Below are 21672 nucleotides of genomic sequence, written 5' to 3' on the forward strand. Positions count from 1 at the left end.
TCATGTCTAAAATCGGTGTTCATTCGTTTGTCTGGAGTGCCGGCTCCTCCCGAGACGAACTGGAGAAAGCCCTCACGCGAACGCACGAGCTCGGCTTCAAGCTCATCGAGTTCTCCTACCTTGATCCGAAACAGGTCGACGTAAAATGGCTCGCGTCCCGGGTGCAAGAGCTCGGCCTCGACGTTGCCATCAGCATGGGGTTGCCGCCGGAGGGCGATATCTCGAGCGACGACGCCGCGGTCGTCTCCAACGGCAACGAAATCCTCGATCGTGCGGTTGCGCTGGTGCGGGATCTTGGCGGGACCAAGCTCGCCGGAATTCTGAGCTCTTCGCACGGCAAGCAGGAGCGACCGCTCACGAGGAAAGCATGGGACACAAGTGTCGCGACCTTGGCGAGAGTGGCTGATCGGGCGAAGGCGTCGGGGGTGACGCTCAATCTCGAGATCGTCAACCGCTTCGAAAGCAACATGCTCAACACAGCCGCACAGGGCATTGCCTACATTGGCGATACCGGCGCTTCGAACGTTTTCCTGCATCTCGATACGTTTCACATGAACATAGAAGAAGCGGACGTGGGCCTCGCAATTCGTCACGCTGCGGACAGGATAGGATACGTGCATATCGGTGAAAGCCACCGCGGCTATCTCGGAACCGGCAACATCGACTTCGCGGCGATATTCGACGCGTTGACCGCAATCGGATGGGACGACTACGTCACGTTTGAATCTTTCTCGACCACCATCGTCGACAGGGACTTGTCGCTGAAGACCGCGATCTGGCGGAATCTGTGGACAGACAACGTCGCGCTTGCAAGGCATGCTCGCACATTTATCGAGTTGGGGCTCGAAACCGCTCGATTGAAGGCTGACCTGGTAAGACAGGCCCACCTGCCTCAAGCCCTTATCTAGCTGATCACCGAGCCGTTGCGGTGGAAGTAGCGCCTTGGGACACCAGCCCCAGGGCCCCCGTTGGCGTGCAAGTCTGAACTTGCTCTGTGCCCAGTGATCAGAGATCCGCCGGCGTGGCTGCGGGCGAACGGCTGCAGTATATCGACCGTCGTGGTTTCACCTCGCCGGAGCTTCGACGAACCGGTCGCGGCGCGATGCACGACCTTCACGTCGATCCCCTCAGGATACTAACACGCCGGAGAATCCAGGAACGCCGTTCCTGGTCAGCGATGCTGCAATTTAGCAACGCCTTAAATAAAATCTCTCGCAGGTGACACATTTCGCGCGGCGGTTGCTGGCGCTGCTGGGGCCTCGACAACTAGGGTTCATGCACGGGTCTTCTTGCAGAGGGAACGCGATGTCAGTTGAATATCGCCGCGCAATTGTCGCCAAAGCATTCAACCGTGCCAAAAACGTCGGTTTCCCTTTGGAGGCATCCGAGGAATTCGAGAGTTGGTTGGAGGAGTGGGCACGCGGGGACATCGACGTCCGAACTCTTCGACACCGTTACGTCGAATTGCTGCGGGCGCGAGACTTCGTATGGCGAAACAGACACGTCTTGGCGGAGTAGACGTGAAAGCGGTTCTTGTGGAGGGAATTGATGAGTGATCGGGCGATTGGTTACTTGGTTGCGGCAGAGGTTAGCGCCCTGTTTTGGGTCGCAGTTGCGATCTCCGTGGTTGCGCATATCTAGCTGCATAGATCTTCAAGGGCAGCGATCGTTTTGCGGAAGCCGTGGCTTCAGGACCGGCTGATACCGATTCTGCCGTCATTGAACAGAATTGGCTTCACACCCTCGTATGAGGGTAGGGTGGAATGCGTCGCGTAGGACTCTTCGTGATGTTGTGTTGCCGTCACCACCATCACATCGGCACCAGCCGCTTCGCCAGCCAAAATCCCGGCGCGAACATCCTCGAACACAAGGCATTCGCTTGGGCGCACCCCAAGCCGCTCCGCCCCGAGAATATAACACTGCGGGTTCGGTTTCCCGATTGCCACGTCCTCAGCCGTGACGATGACCGCCGGTAGAGGCAGCCCGGCCGCTTCCAGGCGTCGTCGGGCCAGGCGAAGCGGCGATGATGTCACGATCGCCCACCGTTCGACCGGCAGGCTTCTGAGGAAAACCGCAGCACCCGGCAAGGCGACCACTCCCTCGACATCGTCTATCTCGGCCTCGGTGATGGCTGCAGCTTCGCGTTCGGGCGAGACGCCGGGCAAGTTGAGCCGGGCAATCGTATCGACGGCCCGAGAGCCGTGCATGGTGGGAAGGAACTCGGTAGCGTTCAGTCCGTGTCGTTCCGCCCAGCGTCCCCAGACACGTTCGGTAGAGGCCAGCGAGTTCAGGATGGTGCCATCCATATCGAACAGGAAGGCGGCGTAAGGCTTGTCGAAACCTGTGAGCAACTGGGACATTGAAGGATCTCCTTGAGAAGTCCGCGGCCTGAGCGTGGGTTCTGCTATGATGACATGGCGTATCAGGGCGGCAAGCCGTCCGAAGTTTTGGAACAGGCGCGATGATAGGAAACTCTTATCCGCTATCTGGCTCGTTTCCCTGTTGACCTCTCCTGCCATCGCTCAGGAGGTCAGTCTTGAAAATGTGCGATCTGAATTGCAGCCCAAGTATGAAGAACAAAAGACAGAGATAGCTGCCTCAGGTCACTGTCGGTGCGGTGGCCGGACATATCTACTAAATGGCAATAGTCAACAATTTCGCGCCGGGCAACGCTGGCGTGTTTTTCTGGATGGACATTGTAGTTCCGTTGTTTGGAGCCTTACTGCTGTGGTTGCAGCACAGGCGGTGGCCTACGGCGAGCTTAAAACATGAGTATTCGGGCATCGATCATCAACTGCTCTGGCTTGCCCTGCTTGGCGGTCAGCTCAGCCAAAATCCGATTGAATACGCCGAGCCTGCTCCAGCGAATGAAGCGGTTACCGATCGTGGTGTGTGGACCATGGTCCAGGAAAGGCTAACTATCTGCAGCGATTGTTTCACCTGACGCCAGTAGCGACTTTCCGACTTGCCGGCCGAGTGTCCCATCATGTATCCAAGTCCGAAAGCAAGAGCGCCGATCGCGAAGGCGACTGTGTTGGCCGTGTGCGGGTGGTCTGTGGCTCCAGCTACCAAGCGCTAGATTCACGCTTTACCGCGTCGGTGGCCGTTCTTGTGGCTTTTGCATGCCATCAGGTTGGTCAGCAGGTGATCCGGTGAATCCTGCGTCCAACTATGCACTGGCCATCACGATCTCCTTTGATGTGCAGGAAGATGAAAGGCCCGGCCTGGGAGACACAGGCCCTTCACCAAAGGCGTGGCCCGGAGGAAGGACTCCGTTGGTAGCCACCTGACCAAACAACTGAACGATAAAAAGGTTCCCTCCGGGCGAGACATTCGCAGAGTCTGGCGCTCGCTCGGTTGAGGCTTCGGACAGAATTGTGATCATCAGTGAACCTCAGGAAGGAGAAGATCGCGAACGTTTCACCGACGTTGGCCGTTGGTCGGTTGTCCGACACCGACTCACTTGCTCGTATCTCTTTGGCGATCAAGCATGCGACAAACAGGTCGCAAAGTTACGGGATTGGACGAATGTGATCACCGAGGGTTGGCCCGGACTATCAAGAGCCGTTTCGCCGCCGATCCGACGTTCATCATCCCGTTGAACATGCCTGGGCACTTGATGGGTCAATGCAGGCATAGAGGTTTATTTGCAAGTGTCGAAAGTAAGAAAGGTTGCCTTAAAGTATTGTTTCCGCTTTCGCTGCGTGTCTGAAATCCCAAATTGGTATATGGCTGCTGACAATGGTCGGCTATTTATCCCTTGACATGGCAACTGAAATTTAAAATTATGGAGGCGGTTCTCGATTACAGCGCATACCTGAAGGGGATGTATTGTATACATCTGGCTATGCTTAGTAATTCCGAGCTACGCCTGGGAGGAAGTTTCGTCTTAATCGAGGAACTTTCATGGCACCGAACAAAAGTCGCATTTCGGCCATTTGCGCTCCTGCGGGATTGTCCGAAACTATTCGGTCGAGCCTGTTGGCCGATCCTTCCATGTGTTTCGTTGACACGAAACGCAACGAGGAATCAATTCCAGATTTTATCAGCCGGACGCTTCCAACGGTTGTCATTTGTGAGGTCGCAAGTGAATCCGGCTTAGTAGTCGGCAGGGCCGTGCGGAGATTGTCGAATGCCGAACGTACGGCGACGTTCAAAGTCATCTACGCAGTGGATCCCTCAATTGCGCGACGGGTCGACGAGATCTACGTCGATGGCATGTTGAACATCGTATTCACCAACGATGATTATCACCAGATTTACAAAGCGATATCCCTTGTTTCGCAAGGCGGTCACTATATCAGCGCCTCTGTCTTCAATAGCTTGTCAGCGCTCGACATTCGCAGTTTCCATTCGCGGATCAACACCGGCCCCGAGGAGGGCGAGCGTATTTCTGAGGGAAACCTCAGCGCTCGAGAGGAAGTAGTGCTGAAGCTTTTTGCGTATGGATTCAGCACCAAAGAGATCGCCGCCGAGATTCACGTCAGCACGAAGACAGTCGAGACATACAAAGCGCGTGGGGCCGACAAACTGAGCCTCTCCAGCCGAGCATCCATAGTAAAATATGGCGCCTCAAGGGGCTGGTTCGACATATACAGCACCTAAAGCACATTTACTTTTAATAATTACTATATGTGACGCCATAATTCTATGGTGTCCTGAAGTGATGCTTTGAATTATATATCAAAGCTTCGCATTTTCCCTACATTTATTCTGCTTTTCCTGACTTCATTTCTTTTCACTCCAGCATAACGTTCGCTTGCGCCTGACAAGCCCAACGACATGGTGATTGTTTTGATGCGGTGCGATTTAGCAGCAGCTGTGCTCGTGGTGAGTGAGGGATGTGACATGTCAAGGATCAGCATATTGGGCATCGGCTATGTCGGTGCCGTATCCGGTGCCTGCCTTGCAGAGGATGGGCACACAGTTGTTGCGGTTGACATCGATCCCTTGAAAGTGGCGAAACTCGCTGTGGGTGAGCCGCCGATTGTCGAAGCTGGACTGGCCGCACTGCTCGCGCGCAACGTCGAACGCGGGCGGCTGTCAGCTACGACGGATGTTCACGCTGCAGTCGCCGATACCGACGTCACTTTCATCTGCGTGGGCACACCGAGTACGGCCGAGGGCTCGGTGGGACTGGATTATGTCAAGCAAGCCTGCCGCGATGTTGCCGTTGCTTTGCGTGGAAAGACCTCGTTCCACTCCGTTGTCGTCCGGTCCACGATTGTCCCAGGAACAATGGAGGGCGTCTGCATACCAATCCTTGAGCGGGTTTCGGGCCTAGCGGCGGGAAAGGATTTCGGGGTCGGTTATTATCCCGAGTTTCTACGTGAAGGTACGGCTATTGATGACAGCTACAATCCCGGTCTCATCGTTTTTGCGGCCCTTGACCTGATCACTGAGAATGTCCTGCGCGACCTCAATCACGGCCTTCCCTGCAAGTGCAGCGTCGTTCCGCTAGCGAGCGCGGAAATGATCAAATACACAAGTAATTCGTGGCGGGCGATCAAGATTTCATTCGCAAATGAAATCGGCAACATCGCCAAGAGCTGTGGGATAGACGGCCAACTGGTCATGAAAGTCCTCTGCTCCGATCACAAGGTGAGCATGTCGCCTTATTTTATGCGTCCAGGGTTTGCCTTTGGTGGTTCTTGCCTCCCAAAGGATGTACGCGCGCTGCGCCATATAGCGCATGAGCGCGGTGTTCCGACGCCGTTGCTGAATTCGGCACTTGAAGCAAACACGCGCCAAATCGAAAGGGCCGAAAAACTGGTCCACAGCAGCGGCGGCAGATCCGTGGGGATGGTCGGAATAAGCTTCAAGGCAGGGACCGACGATCTGCGGGAGAGTCCGCTGGCTGAACTTGCCTCGCGATTGATCTCAAAGGGCTTCGGCTTAAAGGTCTATGACCCGAGTGTCAGATTTGCCTATCAGAGCGACATGGGTGGATCCGGGCGCGGCAATGGCAAGGTCCCGGACCTTCGAGAACGACTGGTTGCTGGAATCGAAGAATTGATCGAGGAAGCCGACATTCTCTTGGTCGGCAATCGCTACGAAGAGACCGTCGAGCCCTTGGCAAGGGCTGCGACGGCTAAGAGTCTTGTCGACCTTACGCGCATCCTACCGGATCTGCGGTCAGGCGGCCTCTATGAGGGGATTTGCTGGTAGGAGAGACGTGTATGCTTGGTCACCTCCTCTACATCCTGGTATTCTTGAGCATTGCGACTGCCGTGCCAGCGCACCCGCTCGCGGAGAATGCTGGGCTGGTGCTGACAATCGGAACGCTGGGGATTTGGCGCTATGGTTGGGGTGGTGTAAATTTTGCCAGGGCGAAGCTTTTTATCCACCTCGTGCATCCAGCCAGACGAGCAGCCGCAACCAAAGACTATGCGGCACGCAACAGACCTGCCCATGCCTTCTTTGTCGTCACGACCTACAAGGTCGAAGTCGATGTGACGTTGCGTGTTTACCGGGCAATTTTCCGCGCAGCGACCGCATCTCGCGGCGGCGCAACGATCGTTGCCTCCGTGGTGGACGTTGCTGATGAGCGTTTGGTTCGGCGGATATTTTCGCTGATGCAGCAAAACGCAATAGGCGTTGGGTTGATCGTTGACCGAATACCGGCGACGGGCAAACGCGACGCGTTGGCCGCTTCCTTGCGGATCATTTCGAGGCAATGCCCAACAAGCGATGATATCGTGGTATTCGTCGACGGCGACAGCTGCCCCCCAGAAGGTGTCGTTGAGGCGTGTGCGCCCTTCTTCGTTGATCCTCGGCTAGGCGCGATTACCACCGACGAAGATTGCGAAATCAGCGATTCGAAGCTCTTTCGTGACTGGTTTACTCTACGGTTTACGCAGCGCCATATGATGATGGCTTCGATGGGGCTGTCACGGCGCGTTCTGACGCTAACCGGGCGACTGTCGATATTCCGCGCGTCTCTTGCCTGCGACGCCGATTTTATCGAGAGCGTGCAGCACGACTCGCTCGAACACTGGCGTCTTGGCAGGGTTCCGTTTCTCACTGGTGACGACAAATCGACCTGGTTCTGGCTGTTGAAGAACGGCTATGAAATGGCCTACCTGCCCGACGTGCGCTCTATTTCGATGGAAAGCCAACCGAAACCGCGGTTTGTAGACTCCGCTGTTGCATTGATGCTTCGTTGGTTCGGCAACATGCTGAGGACGAATGGTAGAGCACTGGCCCTCGGTCCAAGACGCATTGGCGTCTTCACGTGGTGGTCGCTTTTGGACCAACGCATCTCGATGTGGACCACGCTTTTCGGACCTGCAACGGTGCTTATGTCAATGGTGCTCGTGAGTCCATTGGTCCTGCCAATCTATGTCGCGTGGGTCATGTTCACGCGGTACATCAACTGCTGCCTGTTGGCGACGTTTCGACCGTCCTTCCCAATATCCTATCCGTTTCTTCTCTATTTCAGTCAGATCGGCGGGGCACTCGTCAAAAGCTTCGTGCTCTTTCGTCTCGACCGACAAAGGTGGACGCGTCAAACAACGGGGTCGTCCCGCCGCATTCAATCCGCCTCCGAGCGCCTTCGCGGACTGTCATCGACGTATGTGCACATTCTAGCGAGCGGATGGTTGTTGTTCACAGCTTTCGTGATTTCAAGCGCCAAAATTTGATTTGGAGTTTCACATGACGACATTTGATCAACTTGACCACAATCCCAGTCCGACATCGTCGGACGCGGACCGCGACAGTTTACTCGATTTCACCGATGGCACCGAGCATCCGCGCGTGCGGCTGCCCTTTTCGGTGACTATCGACGGGAGATCATATGAAGGCTCTTTGCTGTCCGTGGTCGCCGCCAGTGCAACGGGAATCGTCGGCGCAAATTGGCCCGGCGCTCACAAAATAGCGATCTTTCGCTTCAATTTTGGGAGCTTCTGGTTGTCCCTTCCAATCGATGTGACGATTCTGGCTGCTGACAGTAAAACGGGAGCCGTTACGCTTCGGTATCGCGAGCCCACCGGGCAGCATATGCCCCAGTTGCGCTACATCCTGAATTCCTGGCTTGCTGGCGACCTTATCGCCATCAACGGCCTGCTTGTCGCTGAAAGCAGCCGGCCGAAAGGCAAACTCAGCGCAAGCGTAGCGGAACAATCGAGATCAGCATGGTTGTCAAAAGTGCTGGGCGCCTGCGTGGTCACAGTTGCGTCGGCTGGACTGTTTGTCGTTGCAGCGTGGCTGCTGAGTGACCGCCTTTTCATAACCGATGTCGAGGCACCGGCCGTCGTCTACCGGCAGAGTTTAACGATGACCGCAACCGCAGGGGGGCAGCTTGACTTTTTAGATGCTCACGCGGCGCTCGGAAAGCCAGCTTACTCGATCCTTGCGTCGAGTGGTGTTGCCGTGACGGCTACAATGCCGTGCGATTGCAATGTGGAGACAGCAGCGCTTGTGAAGGGCGGGACCGTGGTTGCTGGCCAGCCAGTTCTCTTCGTGAGCAAACCGGGAGCACCCTTGGTGGTCCGCACTGCTTTCACGGGCGCCGACTTTCGCCACCTCGCTGTCGGCGCCACAGCGATCATTGCAACCTCCTCCGGCACGTCCAGCCCTGCAAAGGTTGAAATTGACCGCGAAGCGATTGGAAATGGTCAATCAGCGGCGGTAACGTTGGTCCCGCTGCAGCAGGTGCCCGGTCTACAGTCAGGATCGCCTGTGAGCGTTCGATTGGACAGCACACCCCAATGGCTGCGATCCATCCGCAACGTCATCTCGATTCCGATTGGGCAAATCGAGGGAGGTGTTAAATGACTCACATTCATCCTCTTGTCCTGTGCGGCGGTTCCGGCACTCGTCTTTGGCCTCTGTCCCGGGCTCATCAGCCCAAGCAGTTCCAACCAATTGACGGAGCTGGAACGCTGACTTTTTTTCAGAACACGATCCAGCGCCATCGCTCTCAAATTTTCTCCGATCCCATCGTATGTGTGAACGCCAGACATGTGGAGACAGTGGGTCGTCAGCTGCGTGAGATACAATGCAAAGCACATATCATCACTGAGCCGGTCACTCGAAATACGGGGCCAGCCGTCCTTGCCGCATCGCTCTACCTATTGGCGGCCAAGCCGGACGCCGTTCTCGTAGTCCTTCCTTCCGATCACGTGATTCAAGGCGAACTGAACCGCGTCATAGCGCGGATGTACCGCGCGGCCCTGGACGGAATGATCGTAACGTTCGGTATTCATCCGACCTATGCAGAAAAGGGGTACGGCTACATTATGGACGGCGGCGAGTTTAATGATTACCCCGGCCTTCACAGGGTCGAACGGTTCATCGAGAAGCCGAGCGTCAATGTCGCGCAGTCGCTGATTGACACCGGTTTTGCGTACTGGGCTTCCGGTATCAGCATGTTCCGCGCCGACAAACTCGTCGAGGAATATCGACGGCACGACCCAGTCACCCTTGAGGCAGTCACATGCGCTTTGGCGTTGGCTGCGCCGCTGGCAGGGGAAAGCGGCTTGCGTCTAGAAGAGCGCTTCTTTGCACAAGCTATCAGCCAACCCACGGAAATGGCTGTGTTTGAAAAGTGCAGGGATATCGCGTTGGCACCGGCTGCAATTGAGTGGGACGACGTGGGGGGGTGGACCTCCATCCACTCGATCGGCTTGAAGAACGAGAGCGGCAATGTCACGTCGGGCGATGTTCTCTTGCTGGACACCCGCGGCTCTCTAGTTCGCGGCGGTGATCGCCTCGTTGCGGTGGTCGGCATGAGCGACGTCGTTGTTGTGGATACCGATGACGCACTCCTAGTCACCAACAGGGCCAGTGCGCAGGACGTCAAGAAGCTCGTTGAACATCTCGTCTCGCTGAAGCGCCGGGAAGCTGAAAGCCACCGCAGCCAGGTCACGGACTGGGGCGGGATGAAGACCCTGCAGGCGGGCGTGGGATTCGCGATGGATCTGCTCACGGTCGATCCAGGAAAACAGGTGACCCTGACGGGGGAAGCGGGCGTGTCGCGCGTGCTGGTGGTGATCCGGGGTAGCGTCACCCTTGATGGCAATCAGCCGCTGGATCAGCTTACCGCCGGCGTCTCGGCGATGATCGATCCAGCAACTAGCGCGACGCTTTTTAACAATGCAGACAGTGCTGCGGAAATTGTCGAAATCAGTTGTGGTATGGTGATTGCCGGCGTCGTGGCGCCATCTCTGACACAGATCGCAACGGGTTGCAGGATGGTTGGCTATGCCTAGCTGGTCGACGCTAGCCATCCTGTTCGGTATCATCGGAGCGGCAACGTCGTCATCGGCGACTGACACAGGACCTGCATACAAGGACCAACCGGTCCTGGCTTTGGCGCGCGACGCGCGGGACCTCGCCATCGATGTGCCTGGAGTCTTTTCGCGAGCTGAAGCGTTTGGCGAAGTTCACGTACCACCGCCACTGGAACTGCAAAGTGGTATGTCGGCCTCAAGCCGCCAAAAGCGGATCAGCCGATCTGCAGTCGACATTCTTGTTCGCCGCATCGGTCCGTTAGCCGGCGCTGAGTTCGTGACATCGGTTCTCGCCGCGCAGCCTCCTGAGGGGATCGGTGCGATCGTCATTGAGAGCGGTTCTTTCCGGCTCGGAGATGTCAGGCGTGAACTGGAAGCGCTTGGCCATGACGGGTATCTCGAAGCAACCCCTGGAGGGGTCATCGCACATGCGCCGATCTTCATCTGGAGCGGAGCAGAGTTAAAGATACTGCCCGGCGAAACTCTCAAGATGGACAATGCCAAGGGTGCGTTCATCGTGAATGCCGGAGCGCTCACTCTTGATCGCGCAACGTTGCAAGCGATCGGACGAGGCACTTCGACGTTTCGGGCGTTCCTGCTGACCACGTTTGGCGGCACCACGACAATCGATCGCAGCCGTCTCATCAGTCTTGGTTTCGACGCATCCGCCGAAACCGCAGGTATCGCTTTTACGCGCCCGCAGTTGGCAAACTCGGACAGACCTTCGATTGTGCAGGGCAGTCTGTTCCAGGATGTCACGGGCCTCAGCCTGATAGACGTCAGCGGCCTGAATATTCTGGGCAATCGCTTTCTCGACAGCCCAGCGACGGCGATCGTTTTGAGAGCTACGCGCGACGTGCGCATCGCAGGAAACATTATCGCCGGTGATCTCGGCTCGCATGGCATCAAAGTGCTGAGCAGTTCGAGCGGCGTCACAATTGCGGACAATCTCATTGTGGGAGGAGCAGGAAATGGGATCTTTGTAACCGGCGGTTCGACGTTCGTTGCAATATCCAACAATATCGTTGCCCTATCGGCTTTGACCGGCATCGCTATCGATACCGCAGCCTGTGTGACCGTGCAGCAAAACGCGGTCATCAGCAACGGGTCCAGAGGCGTTGCCATGCGCATGGCGCTTCACAGCAGCGTTCGCCAAAACCGCCTCGCAGGCAATGGCGTTGCCGGTCTTTCAGTCAACGACCAGGATCACGACATGCCTCTCGTAGTAGTCAGAAATGCGTTCACCGAAAATCGCGCGGGCCTGGCTGGATCAACGGTGGGATCCGTTGTTTTGAGCGGGAATGATTTCGACAGGCAAATACCTCGCCTGGCCACGGGCGAATTTGCAGGCAGTGTTGGCCAGTTGCTAGCTTTTGGCGCTGCGAGGCGTCATGGCGAATTCCGCATCTCTGGAAAAACAATCGACAGCCAATCCGCTCTGTCAGCATTTTCAGCGGTCGACCTTGCGGCCTGTGCGGGAAGGAAGGGATAGGTCATGGTCTTTTCCTCTGAAGTATTCCTGTTTTTATTCCTGCCGGTTTTCCTGCTGGTCTATTATTTGACGCCTATGGCTGCCCGCTCCGTCACGATCCTTGTGGGGTCCTATGCCTTCTACGGGTGGTGGCGCATGGACTTCCTTGCTCTTTTGTTCGCAACGACTGTTTGGGTGTATGTCTTTGCAATCTTGGTCGAGCGCAATCTTGGCAGTCGCTATGCCAAGGTTTTTCTAACTGTTGGAATTGCCGGGTGCCTCTCTGTCCTCGGCGTATTCAAATATTTGAATTTCTTCATTGACAGCTTTGCTCAACTGATGGGGACAAATGCCGAAGGCCTTGGTGTTCACTGGCGCCTTATCCTTCCAATCGGTATTTCTTTCTATGTCTTCCAGTCGATTAGCTACTTGGTTGACGTCTATCGGCGTGACACGCCTGCGACCCGCAACTTTATCAACCTTGCCGCATACAAGGCGCTTTTTCCACAGCTGATTGCGGGCCCCATTCTTCGCTTCAGGGATCTCGCTGGTCAGTTTCAATCCAGACAGCATACGCTGGAGAAATTTACCGACGGCACCTCGTTGTTCGTCATCGGCCTTGCAAAAAAAGTACTGCTTGCAGATCCCATCGCGCCGATTGCGAACACAGTATTTGCCAGCGCGCATCCGACCATGATCGAAGCTTGGCTAGGCGCTATTGCCTACACGATGCAGCTCTATTTTGACTTTTCAGGATATAGCGACATGGCGATTGGGCTCGGGCTGATGATCGGTTTCCGATTTGCTCCAAACTTTGACACCCCTTACGTCAGCCGCAGCATAACGGAATTCTGGCGTCGCTGGCACATCAGCCTGTCGAGCTGGCTGCGCGACTATATTTATATCCCGTTAGGCGGCAGCCGGCTCGGCTCGGCGCGTACCTATCTCAATCTTATTTTTGTGATGCTTCTTGGCGGCCTTTGGCACGGGGCAAACTGGACTTTCGTGCTCTGGGGCGGATGGCACGGGGGATGGCTGGCGCTTGAGCGTGCGAGTGGCTGGAGCAGGATCGCAGATACGAAGCGGATCGCTCTTCCGATGACGTTACTTGTCGTGCTGCTGGGGTGGGTGATGTTTCGTGCGGGTAGCGTCAACGATGCTTTTGCCATTTATGGCGGGATGCTAGGCCAGAATGGGGTGGCAGTACGTCCGGACATTCTTCTCGATATCACGCATGAGGCAATACTGACACTTGTCGTTGCCTGTTTCGTCGTGGCCATCGAGCCGATGCTTGGATCATACAGGAAGGTAAATATCGAAACACCGGCTGGTGACGGCGCTGCAGTTCTACGCCAGCCGCTCGCAATGCCGTTGCTGCTCTCCCTGCTCGCCACGGTCACCATATTGAGGCTGGCGGAAACAAGCCAGACTCCTTTCCTCTATTTTCAATTTTGAGGGTGTCTCATGTTGAAGCGGGCCATACCTGTTGCAAAATTCCTACTGCCAGCATTGTTGTTTGGCTATGTGGCGATCGCAAATGTCGATATCCGGGATAAGATAGCCGCAATTTTTTCAGGCCTGCCGGCTGATGGAGGTGGGCTCCGGCACGGGATGCTGGCAGCCGCGCTTGACGCGCTCTATAAAACCGAGCTCCCCCACCGTGAACTCGCCTTTGATGTGATCGGGGCTGCAAGGTATATGGTTTTCGGCGAAGGCCGCCGCGGGGTTATCGTCGGAACGGAAGGTTGGCTTTTTTCCGATGAGGAATTTCGCGGCGCAGCGAGTGCAGATGTCGGCATCGATGATGGCGTCAAGGAAATAGCCAAAATCGCCGCGACGTTGCGGTCATATGGTGTGCGCCTGATTGTGGTGCCGCTCCCAGCCAAAAATGACATTTATCGCGAACACCTTGCGGATCATCGGTACGCCCAGATTTCGCAGGACCGCTATGATGAATTCGTCCGATCCATGGTGTCTTCAAACATCGAATATGTGGACGCAAGAGCAGCGCTTCTGAACGCGAAGGCGACGGGCGCGGTTTTTCTGAAGACTGACACTCATTGGACGCCGTTTGGGGCAAAGGTCGTCGCCGACGCTACTCAGGCCGAGGCAGGCATTTCCCCGACGGTACAGTATATGCTGAATGATGCGCCTGCCGAGGACGTGCGGGGTGACCTGGTTAAATTTGTCACCGGCAGCGCGCTTTCGGCCGAGATCGGTCTCAATGACGAAATCATTACCCCTCAAACCGTCTCGCAGACAGGGCCAGATGACCTAAATGACATTCTGGGAGAAGACGAGAGCTTTTCAACGGTTCTGGTCGGGACCAGTTACAGTGCCAACGAAGCTTGGTCATTTCCCTCCTACCTTGAGGCAGCACTAGGGTCGAAGGTTCTCAATGTCGCCGAGGCCGGTCGGGGGCCTGTCTTTCCAATGCATAAGTTTTTGTCGCACGCAAGCGCAAAGAGTTGGCCCCAGACAGTCGTATGGGAGTTTCCGATCCGCTACTTGACCGATCCAGCTTTATGGAAGCCGGACGATCTCAGGAAGAAGGAGTAACAGGATGCACAGGACTGCTGCTCTGATCTGTGTTGGGATTGCGATATGTCTCGCCGGCGGCGACGCCCAGGCGGTGCCCCAACCCAAAGACAAGAAGGTCGAAACTCGAAAATCGAAAGCTGAGGAACGCCGTTATCGGCGCGGATTTAACCAGGGAATCACGCATACGGCCCAGCTCGACAGCGCCCAGCTTCAGGAAATCCGAAAACGAATGATAAGCCACCGCAGGGTGTCTTATCGCGAACTTCAGATGCTGGCAGACCACGGCGACGGCGTGGCGGCACTCTTTGTCGCAAAAACGCTCGCGGCAAAACCCGCGCTTAACGCCGACACGATCCACTACTATACAATCGCCTCCAGCACCGGTCGGGCGGGTGCCGTCGCGCCGCTTGCCAGGCACTTGGCGAGCGCCAGCGATCGGGTCAGCAAAGCGCGGCTCGATCAGGCCGAAGCGACGTTGCTTCAGCACGCGGCGCGCAAAAATCCGGTGGCAATCGCGGCGCTTCTCAAATTCTATGCCAAAGGAGAGCCGTTTGGCCCCGAACCGCAACAGGTCGAGCGTCTGCAACGCGAAGCTGCCAAGGGTGGAAATACCAAGGTTGCGCTTGATTTAGCGATCGCAATGATCTCCGAAGGCCTGTCGGACGATGAGGAGAAGTCCGAGGCACGCAGCTATTTGGCAATTGCCGAAACGTCGAAGGAACTCAGTGTCAAGACCGTTGCCGCGGCGGTGCTTCGCAAGCTCGAATCCGCCCCGGTGAACTCGATCGAGGTGAGCCAATGAGGTACTCTCTGCCAAAATCGTCCAGATGGCCCGGCGTTGTAGTATGTGCCCTGAGCGCGCTGTTGTTGCACCAAAACGTCAGAGCGGAATCGATGTTCGGCTGTGCAAACCTTGAGACTGATAAACAACTGAGCGTCGTGGAAGGCACACAGGGGTATTTTTTTCGGATCATCGCGGATCTGCGGATGGACCAGCAACTTTCCGAGCACACCGCCGATGAGATGGCAGCACTCTCGGACGCTCTAGAGGCGGGCGGAACGACGCTTGTTTATGTGCCGATTCCGACAAAAAGCCTGGTGATGCCGGAATATTTGCCACGACAGGCCCGTGACTATGGTTTTGACTACGGTGTAGCAAAGCGTGTCTATGACGATGTCATTACGCGTCTTCGCAATCACGGCGTGGTTACCGTCGATGTTCTCGGTGCGATGCAGCGTGGCGGAGAACAGGAGCCGGCGTTCTTTCAAGCGGACTTTCACTGGACCTCGTCCGGAGCCCGTGCGGCGGCGGATGAGATTGCATCCGTCATCCAGCAACTTCCGGGCATTGATGATCTCGCAAAGGCTTCCTTTGAGACCAAACCGGTAGGGCGGCAACCCATCATCTCAACGATGCGCCGTCTGCTCCAGGCAAGCTGCAAACAGGCCCTGCCGTTGCCGGAAACCAATGCGTTTACTACGACCGAGATGGCAGCCGGAGATTCCGGCCTCGATATTTTTGGCGACGGCCCTTCCAAGCGTGCTGTAGCGCTGGTGGGGACAAGCTACTCGGATCTGGCCGCGTCCAACTTTGCGGGCTTCCTCTCTCAAGCGCTCTCCTCCCCGGTTACGAATTATTCGATCTCTGGAGGCAATCAATTTGGATCAATTACGTCCTATCTGACGTCGAAGGTCTTCGCAGAGGCACGACCGCGCTTCCTGATTTGGGAAAACCCGATCTACAATAGTCTTGGAAAATTTGGCGATGCGCCCTTGCTCGAATTGAGGACGGCGGCGGATCAAAGTTGCCACGAGATAGAACCCGACGACATTTCCACCGTTGGCAACAGTACGCTCGAAATTGCTCTTCAGGACGGCGAAATACCGAACTCCGCAGTGATATACGCCTATTCGGGCGACGACCGCAGTCGACAAGCGACGCTGCGTTTCCGCTTGAACGATGGCCACATGTTCGAGAGCAGCATCCGACGCGCTGACAGGATGATCTCCACGGGGCGATATTATTTTCCGGTTCGCTACTTCGGCATGCAAGCCACTCAAAAGATAAACCTTGAGTTCGACCGCATGTCGGCGAACGAAGTGTCGGTCGGTATCTGCAACACGAGCGGAGGATAAACTCATGAATTGGGCACGTGCCATTTTAGTATTCGCTGTGGGTACTCTTTCGTTTGTCTCAAATTACTCGGTTGGGTTGACCCAAGACTCTGGCCTCTATGGCAAGCCGACGGACCCGAATTCCTCGTTCATTCGCATTCTCGACGCAACGGCTTCCTCGGCGATCATTGCGGGATCATCGATCGAGAATTTTAGCGACGGCGTCTCACCATACGTCAACGTAAAACCGGGCGAAGTGGAAATGTCTATAGGTCCCAAGACAGCCACGGTGACGGCGGAACCCGGAAAATACTACACATATGCAGCCTTGGCCGGTGGGCAGACCAAGCTTTATACGGACGCAGTTAAGGATGATCCGTCGAAAGCACAGGTCTATCTCTACAATCTGAGCGACATAAAAGCCGTGGATCTTGTGGTTCCGGCGGCCAGGGCCACGGCACTCACCGCCGTTGCCCTGGGGACGGCTCAAAGTGTATCCCTGAGAGCTCCGCTGAGCTTGAGCTTTGCCATTCAGGAAAGCGGAAAGACCGTAGCTGAAACCGCGAAGATCGACCTCAAGAGGCGCTCGGGCTTCACGATTGTTATTTCCGGCAGCGCTGGCAACTACCACGTCATCGCATTGGAGAATTACTTGAATCAATGAGGAGATCCCATCATGCCAGGGCGTTTGCCTTTCTCGGTTATGCGGATCAGCCAACTCGGTGCGGTCGCGGGTGTGTTTGTCGCGCTAACGGCTGCACCGGTTGCCGCCAAACCGGTCGTTGTTGAGTTTCTGCCTCCAGCAATTGAGTTGAAACCTGTTTGCGTACAGCGCTCGTCGGACAAGGATGTCGTCGACCGCTGGATTGCGTGGGACAGGAAGGCGCTTCGCAAAGAACAGCCCTGGCTTGTCCTGCGGGAGGCTCAGCGCCTGCGCGATATTGACCCGCAACAGTATTTTCCGATCATAAAACGGATGATTGAACTTCTTCCTACGATCGATCCCGGAATGAAGACTGAGGATATAGCTGCGGAAGAAATTACGCTCTATCTTCGTGCCGGAAAGACTAACGAGCTGCGACAGAGCAGCATGGTTGACGAACTGATCAGCCGCGGAGAGGCAAACTCGCCCAAGAGCCTCTTTCTTGCAGCTGAGCTGATGCTTAGTGGTGTAAGCGCCAAGCATGACGAGAGGAGGGCGCTCGCCTATCTCGTCGCCGCCGCCTACGGCGGGAACCCGAACGCCCTCCTCGAACTGGCCAAGAGAAATCTCGAGGGTCAGGAGATTGAAGGTTGGAGCGTAGATCCGTCGCTGGCTGTGACGATGGCCTTCGGCGCGATGGTAGGTAAGCTCGACAACGGAATATGCGACCGGGTTACTCGGATTGCGCGGGAATACGAAAAAGGAGAGGTGGTCGCACAGGATCGCCGCATCTCCGAGGCGTGGTTGCGGTTTGCGGCAGATCTTGGAGATGGAAACGCAGCCTGGAATGTCGCCCGCTACCATCTCGCTAGCTCCGACATCACGAAAGACAACGATCAGCTGCTACACTATCTCCAGTTTGCTGCAGACAAGGGAGTGGTTGCCGCACAATCCGAGCTCGGACACCTTTATGAGGTTGGCGCGATTGTTCCCCGGGACCTGGGAAAATCCGAATATTACTATCGCCTTGCTGTTGCTGCAGGACACAGAAACAGCCTTATCAAGCTTGCAAACCTCTACGAAGGCTCCGATCAAGATGGGGAACGCGAAAAATACCGCCGCGCATTGAATGAACTGGCTGCAATTCCAGACCCACCCGGCTGGGTTTTCGCAAAGCTCGCCAATCTCACCATCAATGAAAAGGGCTACTGGCGGGCCGAGAAAATAGTGACAGGATTGTTCGAAGAGGGCGCCCAGCGGCACGACATGACATCGATCCGCAATCTCGCCCTGATCCGCCTTCAACACAGTGCGACGGACGGACAGTTTGACGAAGGCATCAATCTACTCCTCGAATTGCTCGATAGTTTTGGCCGGACGGACACAATGGCCGACCTTCGAGATGCTTACCTTTGCCATGCCCCCGACGGTCCGCAAGTTGAGAAGGCCAGATACTGGTCGGCGGCTGCAAAAGAGGCCCTCAATGCCGGGTGGTCCGTCAAGACCATCGAAGACCTTGTGGAGCATCCGAGGACCGCTGAAACCGCCAGCCTTCAGTCCGGCGCTTTAAACGGGCAATCGAACTTCATTGCTGGTTATCTTTGGTATCTCAAGACGTCGAAGGCACCGCCGGAGGCGATCGGAGAATGGGAAAAACGCGTTGAGCAAAACCCGGATGCGAAGACCGCCTACGCGCTTCTCATGCTACAGGCCGCCGACGGCATGGACAACAAGAGGGCCGCTTTGAACAAGCTGTTGGCGGCAGCGCAAGACGGGGGCCGAGGCGCAAAGACAGGCGCCGCCGATCTTATTCTCACCTCGCTTTCTGACGACACGAAATTGGTCGAGACGGCTAGAGATTTACTTCATTCGGAAGCTGCGAGCGGATCGGGAGCGGCGATGCAGCTTCTTGCAACAAAGTCGGGTCCGTCAATTTCGGCCGCCGACATCTACCGGGATTATACCTCCGCTATCGAAGACCGTGGCGACACCGAGGCAATGATCTTTGCGGCTCAGCGGGTTGCCGACATCGAACGAAAACGGAGCTATCTCACCCGGGCGGCGGGTAGGATGGACTGCTCCTTCGACACCGCGCTCTCCATGGCGAGGGCCTATTTCTCCTTCGATCAAGAGATGGACGCCGTTAAGTGGATGCAGGCGGCGGAAGCGTTTTCTACCGGGAAGCCGTGGCGAGCAAGGATACTCGCTGAGACCTTCCAGCGGATACCGAAGCCCGACATGCAGACCAATGCCATGCGACTGTTTGAGGTTGCGGCTTTGGGGGGCGACGCAAGGGCCGAGCAGTCTTTGCTAAAGGCCTATCTTGACACCGCGGGCGCCTATTATTCCCCGAAAAATGCGACCGACCTAATGGTGACCACGATCAGCAAGGCTTCGCCTGCGCAAGTTCTTGCAAGCCTGTCGCGGCTCGAGCGATCGCACAAGGCCATACATGAGCAAGTTCTCGCACGCGTAAATTTGGCAACACTGTTTCACGATGCGGCGCTCGCCGGTGATCCCATTGGAATGAGGGAATTCGGAAAGCTCCAGCTTGCCAAGATGGATGATCCAGGGGACGCATTGATCGCCCAGGACATGTTCCTCAAGGCCGCCGACAAGGGCGACGTCGAAGCCATGGTGCTGCTCTCGAGAAATTATGCGTTCGGAATCGGCACCGACCCATCCCTCAGCTTGGCCAAGACTTGGCTCGAAAAGGCCGCCAGTCTCGGCAACAAGGAGGCAAAGGAAATGCTCGTCGTAATGACAATGAGGGCCAATTGAAATGCAGATCAGTCGGTTTTCATCACGGCGCGAAGGTGAAAGTATCCATAGGCGGCAAACGTGGCAGCTCCCATCCGTCGCGATGACAATGGCCCTGCTTGCTGCGCCGACCTGCGCGATAGCGGGCGTAAAGTGCCCCAGCATCGGAAAACCCGTGGTTAGCCTGGCGCTGGGCAGCCGATATGAAAGCAATGACAAGTCCCGTTCCGATATCGACGAAAGTGCAAATGCCGTTGTCAACAAGGCGCTGAAGCCTATTGACGTCTATGTTCGCAGTCTCGCAAACCTTTCCGACCAATCGCCGAAGGCCGGGACGCGAGACGAAACGAACCGCTGTTTGTATCGCGCGCTGTCGAGCTGGGCGGACGCCGGCGCGCTTTCCGACCTCGGCACTCTCAATGCAAAGCTTGCGATCTCACCACGGGTCGCAGGAATGGCCATATCCTACCGCGATGCAAAGGCGGTCACACCGCCCGATGACGGCCAGAAGAGGGCGATCGAAGCCTGGCTTCAGTCTATCGGAATGGAGCTTATGACATTCTTCGACGACGATGCCCCGAAAATGGCTTCTCAAAACAATCTGCGCGCCTGGGCAGGGCTGGCCGTGGGCCAGATCGGCGTTGCGACAGACAATGACCGGCTTTCCAGTTGGGGAGCAAAGACGAATGAGATGGTAATATGTTCGGCAGACGATGACGGCGGATTGCCGTTGGAGATGAAGCGGGGCGACAAGGCGCTCCATTACCAGCTTCATGCCGTGGGTCCTCTTGTCGTCAATGCGGCGCTCCTCAACGCGAAGTTCAACGACAGTTTCAGCGTATGCCAAGGCAAGCTCGATCGTATTGTTGATTTCACGCTGTCAGCAATCCAAGAACCAGAACTTGCTGCTGCCAAGGCCGGCACGGATCAGACTTTTTCGACTGGTAAGGAAAAGCTGGAAGCCTTCCAGATCGCATGGCTGGAGCCGTACTTGAAGTTTCGCAAAAGTGAGAAGGCCACACGGCTCGCCGAGCAGTACCGACCATTGTCGAACTCCAATCTTGGGGGAAATTTGACCATTCAATATTCAGGCAAATCGAAATGAGAGTGTCTAAATTCGAGATGGTCGCTGACAGACAGTGATGTGGTTGAATTAAGGCAACCGGCAGGTGATCGGAACGGAGGGCTTACGACCGGTCTCCACAATCGGGAATTTCAAACAGGGAGGTCGTGATGAGAAGTTACTTGCTGTTTCAGCTGGTGTTCAGTGCGGTGGTTTTGCTCGCTCCCAGCGCGGCTCTCGCTTCCACGCCTGCTGCTCCGAAACAAGCAGAAGCATCTGCTCCGACTGGCAGCAAAGCGAAGTTGAGTCCCAAGACGTGCGCAAAGCTAGAAACAAAGGCGAGAAACTCGGGCAAAAGCATGGACATTGTCTTGAGAAGAAAGATGCGGCTAGAAGCGCGAGGCTGCGTTTTCTGAAGGTAGATTCGCGATGAAGCCGCGGAGCTCGCGGTTGCCTGCTCAAAACGCGACCACCAAGGTGCGAGTCAGACCCACGAAAATCGATTGAAGTATTGTCGATAGTAGGTTTATTCGGCCGAATTCCTAGCTGCGACGTCGCGCGAGCGCTTGATTTCCGCACGTTTGGCGTAAACGAGATAGAAGACTCTATGCGAAAAACAACATAGGCGCCTTCAAGCGTAACCGCTCCAATAGGCGCCCTACCGTTGTGAGAGTGGAAGATCCGGCTGCATAGCCGTCGACCGCGTAGGCGATCAATACAATCAGCACGACAACCACAGATATCCGGTAACCGCCCGATTGGCACCGCCTGCCGCATAATGCCTTAATGGCCTAAGACACGTGTTTAACGACGTCGTTAGCGACGTGTCTTATGGGGGGATCGC

General features: G+C 56.1%; 16 protein-coding genes. 15 read left to right on the forward strand and 1 reads right to left on the reverse strand.

What is annotated here, in order from left to right; genetic code table 11:
* Nucleotides 1–2 precede the first annotated feature (2 nt).
* On the forward strand, nt 3–908 hold the full coding sequence (locus ASC90_RS19045; protein ID WP_056543513.1) for a sugar phosphate isomerase/epimerase family protein: 906 nt from the start codon (nt 3–5) through the stop codon (nt 906–908).
* Nucleotides 909–1688: 780 nt separating this feature from the next.
* Here the strand turns inward: ASC90_RS19045 and ASC90_RS19055 are convergent.
* Nucleotides 1689–2360, reverse strand: a complete 672-nt coding sequence (locus ASC90_RS19055) for an HAD family hydrolase (protein WP_056543519.1) — start codon at nt 2358–2360, stop codon at nt 1689–1691.
* Between the two features lie 278 nt (nt 2361–2638).
* Between ASC90_RS19055 and ASC90_RS28965 the strand changes: the two genes are divergently transcribed.
* From ASC90_RS28965 to ASC90_RS30075, 14 genes are all read left to right on the forward strand, one after another.
* Nucleotides 2639–2944: a DUF6790 family protein gene (locus ASC90_RS28965; RefSeq protein WP_056543522.1), complete on the forward strand. Its 306-nt coding sequence runs from the start codon at nt 2639–2641 to the stop codon at nt 2942–2944.
* 962 nt (nt 2945–3906) lie between these two features.
* Nucleotides 3907–4605 carry a response regulator transcription factor gene (locus ASC90_RS19065; RefSeq protein WP_056543525.1) on the forward strand — a complete coding sequence of 233 codons (699 nt, stop codon included), beginning with the start codon at nt 3907–3909 and terminating at the stop codon, nt 4603–4605.
* Nucleotides 4606–4848: 243 nt separating this feature from the next.
* Nucleotides 4849–6168: a nucleotide sugar dehydrogenase gene (locus ASC90_RS19070; protein ID WP_056543527.1), complete on the forward strand. Its 1320-nt coding sequence runs from the start codon at nt 4849–4851 to the stop codon at nt 6166–6168.
* Nucleotides 6169–6179: 11 nt separating this feature from the next.
* Complete coding sequence (locus ASC90_RS19075) at nt 6180–7643, forward strand: glycosyltransferase (protein WP_056543530.1); 1464 nt, start codon at nt 6180–6182, stop codon at nt 7641–7643.
* Nucleotides 7644–7656: 13 nt separating this feature from the next.
* Nucleotides 7657–8778 (forward strand): hypothetical protein, encoded by a 1122-nt coding sequence (locus ASC90_RS19080; protein ID WP_056543533.1) that lies wholly within the window; start codon nt 7657–7659, stop codon nt 8776–8778.
* Entirely contained in the window at nt 8775–10214 is a 1440-nt protein-coding gene (locus ASC90_RS19085; RefSeq protein ID WP_082519983.1) for a mannose-1-phosphate guanylyltransferase/mannose-6-phosphate isomerase, read from the forward strand. Before ASC90_RS19080 ends, ASC90_RS19085 begins: the two co-directional genes overlap by 4 nt.
* Nucleotides 10207–11727 carry a right-handed parallel beta-helix repeat-containing protein gene (locus ASC90_RS19090; RefSeq protein WP_056543539.1) on the forward strand — a complete coding sequence of 507 codons (1521 nt, stop codon included), beginning with the start codon at nt 10207–10209 and terminating at the stop codon, nt 11725–11727. The genes ASC90_RS19085 and ASC90_RS19090 overlap by 8 nt, the downstream gene beginning before the upstream one ends.
* 3 nt (nt 11728–11730) lie before the next feature.
* Nucleotides 11731–13161, forward strand: coding sequence for an MBOAT family protein (locus ASC90_RS19095; protein ID WP_056543543.1), 1431 nt, complete (start codon nt 11731–11733; stop codon nt 13159–13161).
* Nucleotides 13162–13170: 9 nt separating this feature from the next.
* Nucleotides 13171–14265: an alginate O-acetyltransferase gene (locus ASC90_RS19100; RefSeq protein WP_056543546.1), complete on the forward strand. Its 1095-nt coding sequence runs from the start codon at nt 13171–13173 to the stop codon at nt 14263–14265.
* Nucleotides 14266–14269: 4 nt separating this feature from the next.
* A complete protein-coding gene (locus ASC90_RS19105) occupies nt 14270–15049 on the forward strand; it encodes a hypothetical protein (RefSeq protein WP_056543549.1) in 780 nt (259 codons plus the stop codon).
* A gap of 92 nt (nt 15050–15141) precedes the next feature.
* Entirely contained in the window at nt 15142–16383 is a 1242-nt protein-coding gene (locus ASC90_RS19110; protein ID WP_056543552.1) for a hypothetical protein, read from the forward strand.
* A gap of 4 nt (nt 16384–16387) precedes the next feature.
* Entirely contained in the window at nt 16388–17026 is a 639-nt protein-coding gene (locus ASC90_RS19115) for an alginate O-acetyltransferase AlgF (protein ID WP_056543555.1), read from the forward strand.
* Nucleotides 17027–17038: 12 nt separating this feature from the next.
* The gene (locus ASC90_RS19120) at nt 17039–19786 is read left to right on the forward strand and encodes an SEL1-like repeat protein (protein WP_082519985.1); all 2748 of its coding nucleotides are present in this window, start codon (nt 17039–17041) and stop codon (nt 19784–19786) included.
* A 433-nt stretch (nt 19787–20219) separates the two neighbouring features.
* Nucleotides 20220–20870, forward strand: coding sequence for an alginate lyase family protein (locus ASC90_RS30075; RefSeq protein ID WP_280138332.1), 651 nt, complete (start codon nt 20220–20222; stop codon nt 20868–20870).
* Nucleotides 20871–21672 lie beyond the last annotated feature (802 nt).

This window comes from Rhizobium sp. Root1220 (assembly GCF_001426265.1).
Classification (GTDB): domain Bacteria; phylum Pseudomonadota; class Alphaproteobacteria; order Rhizobiales; family Rhizobiaceae; genus Rhizobium.

Excerpts from the sequence above, each read along its gene's own strand:
- ASC90_RS19115 (WP_056543555.1), top strand. The coding sequence starts at position 16,388 with ATGAATTGGGCACGTGCCATTTTAGTATTCGCTGTGGGTACTCTTTCG.
- ASC90_RS19080 (WP_056543533.1), top strand. The coding sequence starts at position 7,657 with ATGACGACATTTGATCAACTTGACCACAATCCCAGTCCGACATCGTCG.
- ASC90_RS19070 (WP_056543527.1), top strand. The coding sequence starts at position 4,849 with ATGTCAAGGATCAGCATATTGGGCATCGGCTATGTCGGTGCCGTATCC.
- ASC90_RS19090 (WP_056543539.1), top strand. The coding sequence starts at position 10,207 with ATGCCTAGCTGGTCGACGCTAGCCATCCTGTTCGGTATCATCGGAGCG.
- ASC90_RS19095 (WP_056543543.1), top strand. The coding sequence starts at position 11,731 with ATGGTCTTTTCCTCTGAAGTATTCCTGTTTTTATTCCTGCCGGTTTTC.
- ASC90_RS19055 (WP_056543519.1), bottom strand. The coding sequence starts at position 2,360 with ATGTCCCAGTTGCTCACAGGTTTCGACAAGCCTTACGCCGCCTTCCTG.
- ASC90_RS19110 (WP_056543552.1), top strand. The coding sequence starts at position 15,142 with ATGTTCGGCTGTGCAAACCTTGAGACTGATAAACAACTGAGCGTCGTG.
- ASC90_RS19085 (WP_082519983.1), top strand. The coding sequence starts at position 8,775 with ATGACTCACATTCATCCTCTTGTCCTGTGCGGCGGTTCCGGCACTCGT.
- ASC90_RS19105 (WP_056543549.1), top strand. The coding sequence starts at position 14,270 with ATGCACAGGACTGCTGCTCTGATCTGTGTTGGGATTGCGATATGTCTC.
- ASC90_RS19045 (WP_056543513.1), top strand. The coding sequence starts at position 3 with ATGTCTAAAATCGGTGTTCATTCGTTTGTCTGGAGTGCCGGCTCCTCC.
- ASC90_RS19100 (WP_056543546.1), top strand. The coding sequence starts at position 13,171 with ATGTTGAAGCGGGCCATACCTGTTGCAAAATTCCTACTGCCAGCATTG.
- ASC90_RS30075 (WP_280138332.1), top strand. The coding sequence starts at position 20,220 with ATGGCCATATCCTACCGCGATGCAAAGGCGGTCACACCGCCCGATGAC.
- ASC90_RS19065 (WP_056543525.1), top strand. The coding sequence starts at position 3,907 with ATGGCACCGAACAAAAGTCGCATTTCGGCCATTTGCGCTCCTGCGGGA.
- ASC90_RS19120 (WP_082519985.1), top strand. The coding sequence starts at position 17,039 with ATGCCAGGGCGTTTGCCTTTCTCGGTTATGCGGATCAGCCAACTCGGT.
- ASC90_RS19075 (WP_056543530.1), top strand. The coding sequence starts at position 6,180 with ATGCTTGGTCACCTCCTCTACATCCTGGTATTCTTGAGCATTGCGACT.
- ASC90_RS28965 (WP_056543522.1), top strand. The coding sequence starts at position 2,639 with ATGGCAATAGTCAACAATTTCGCGCCGGGCAACGCTGGCGTGTTTTTC.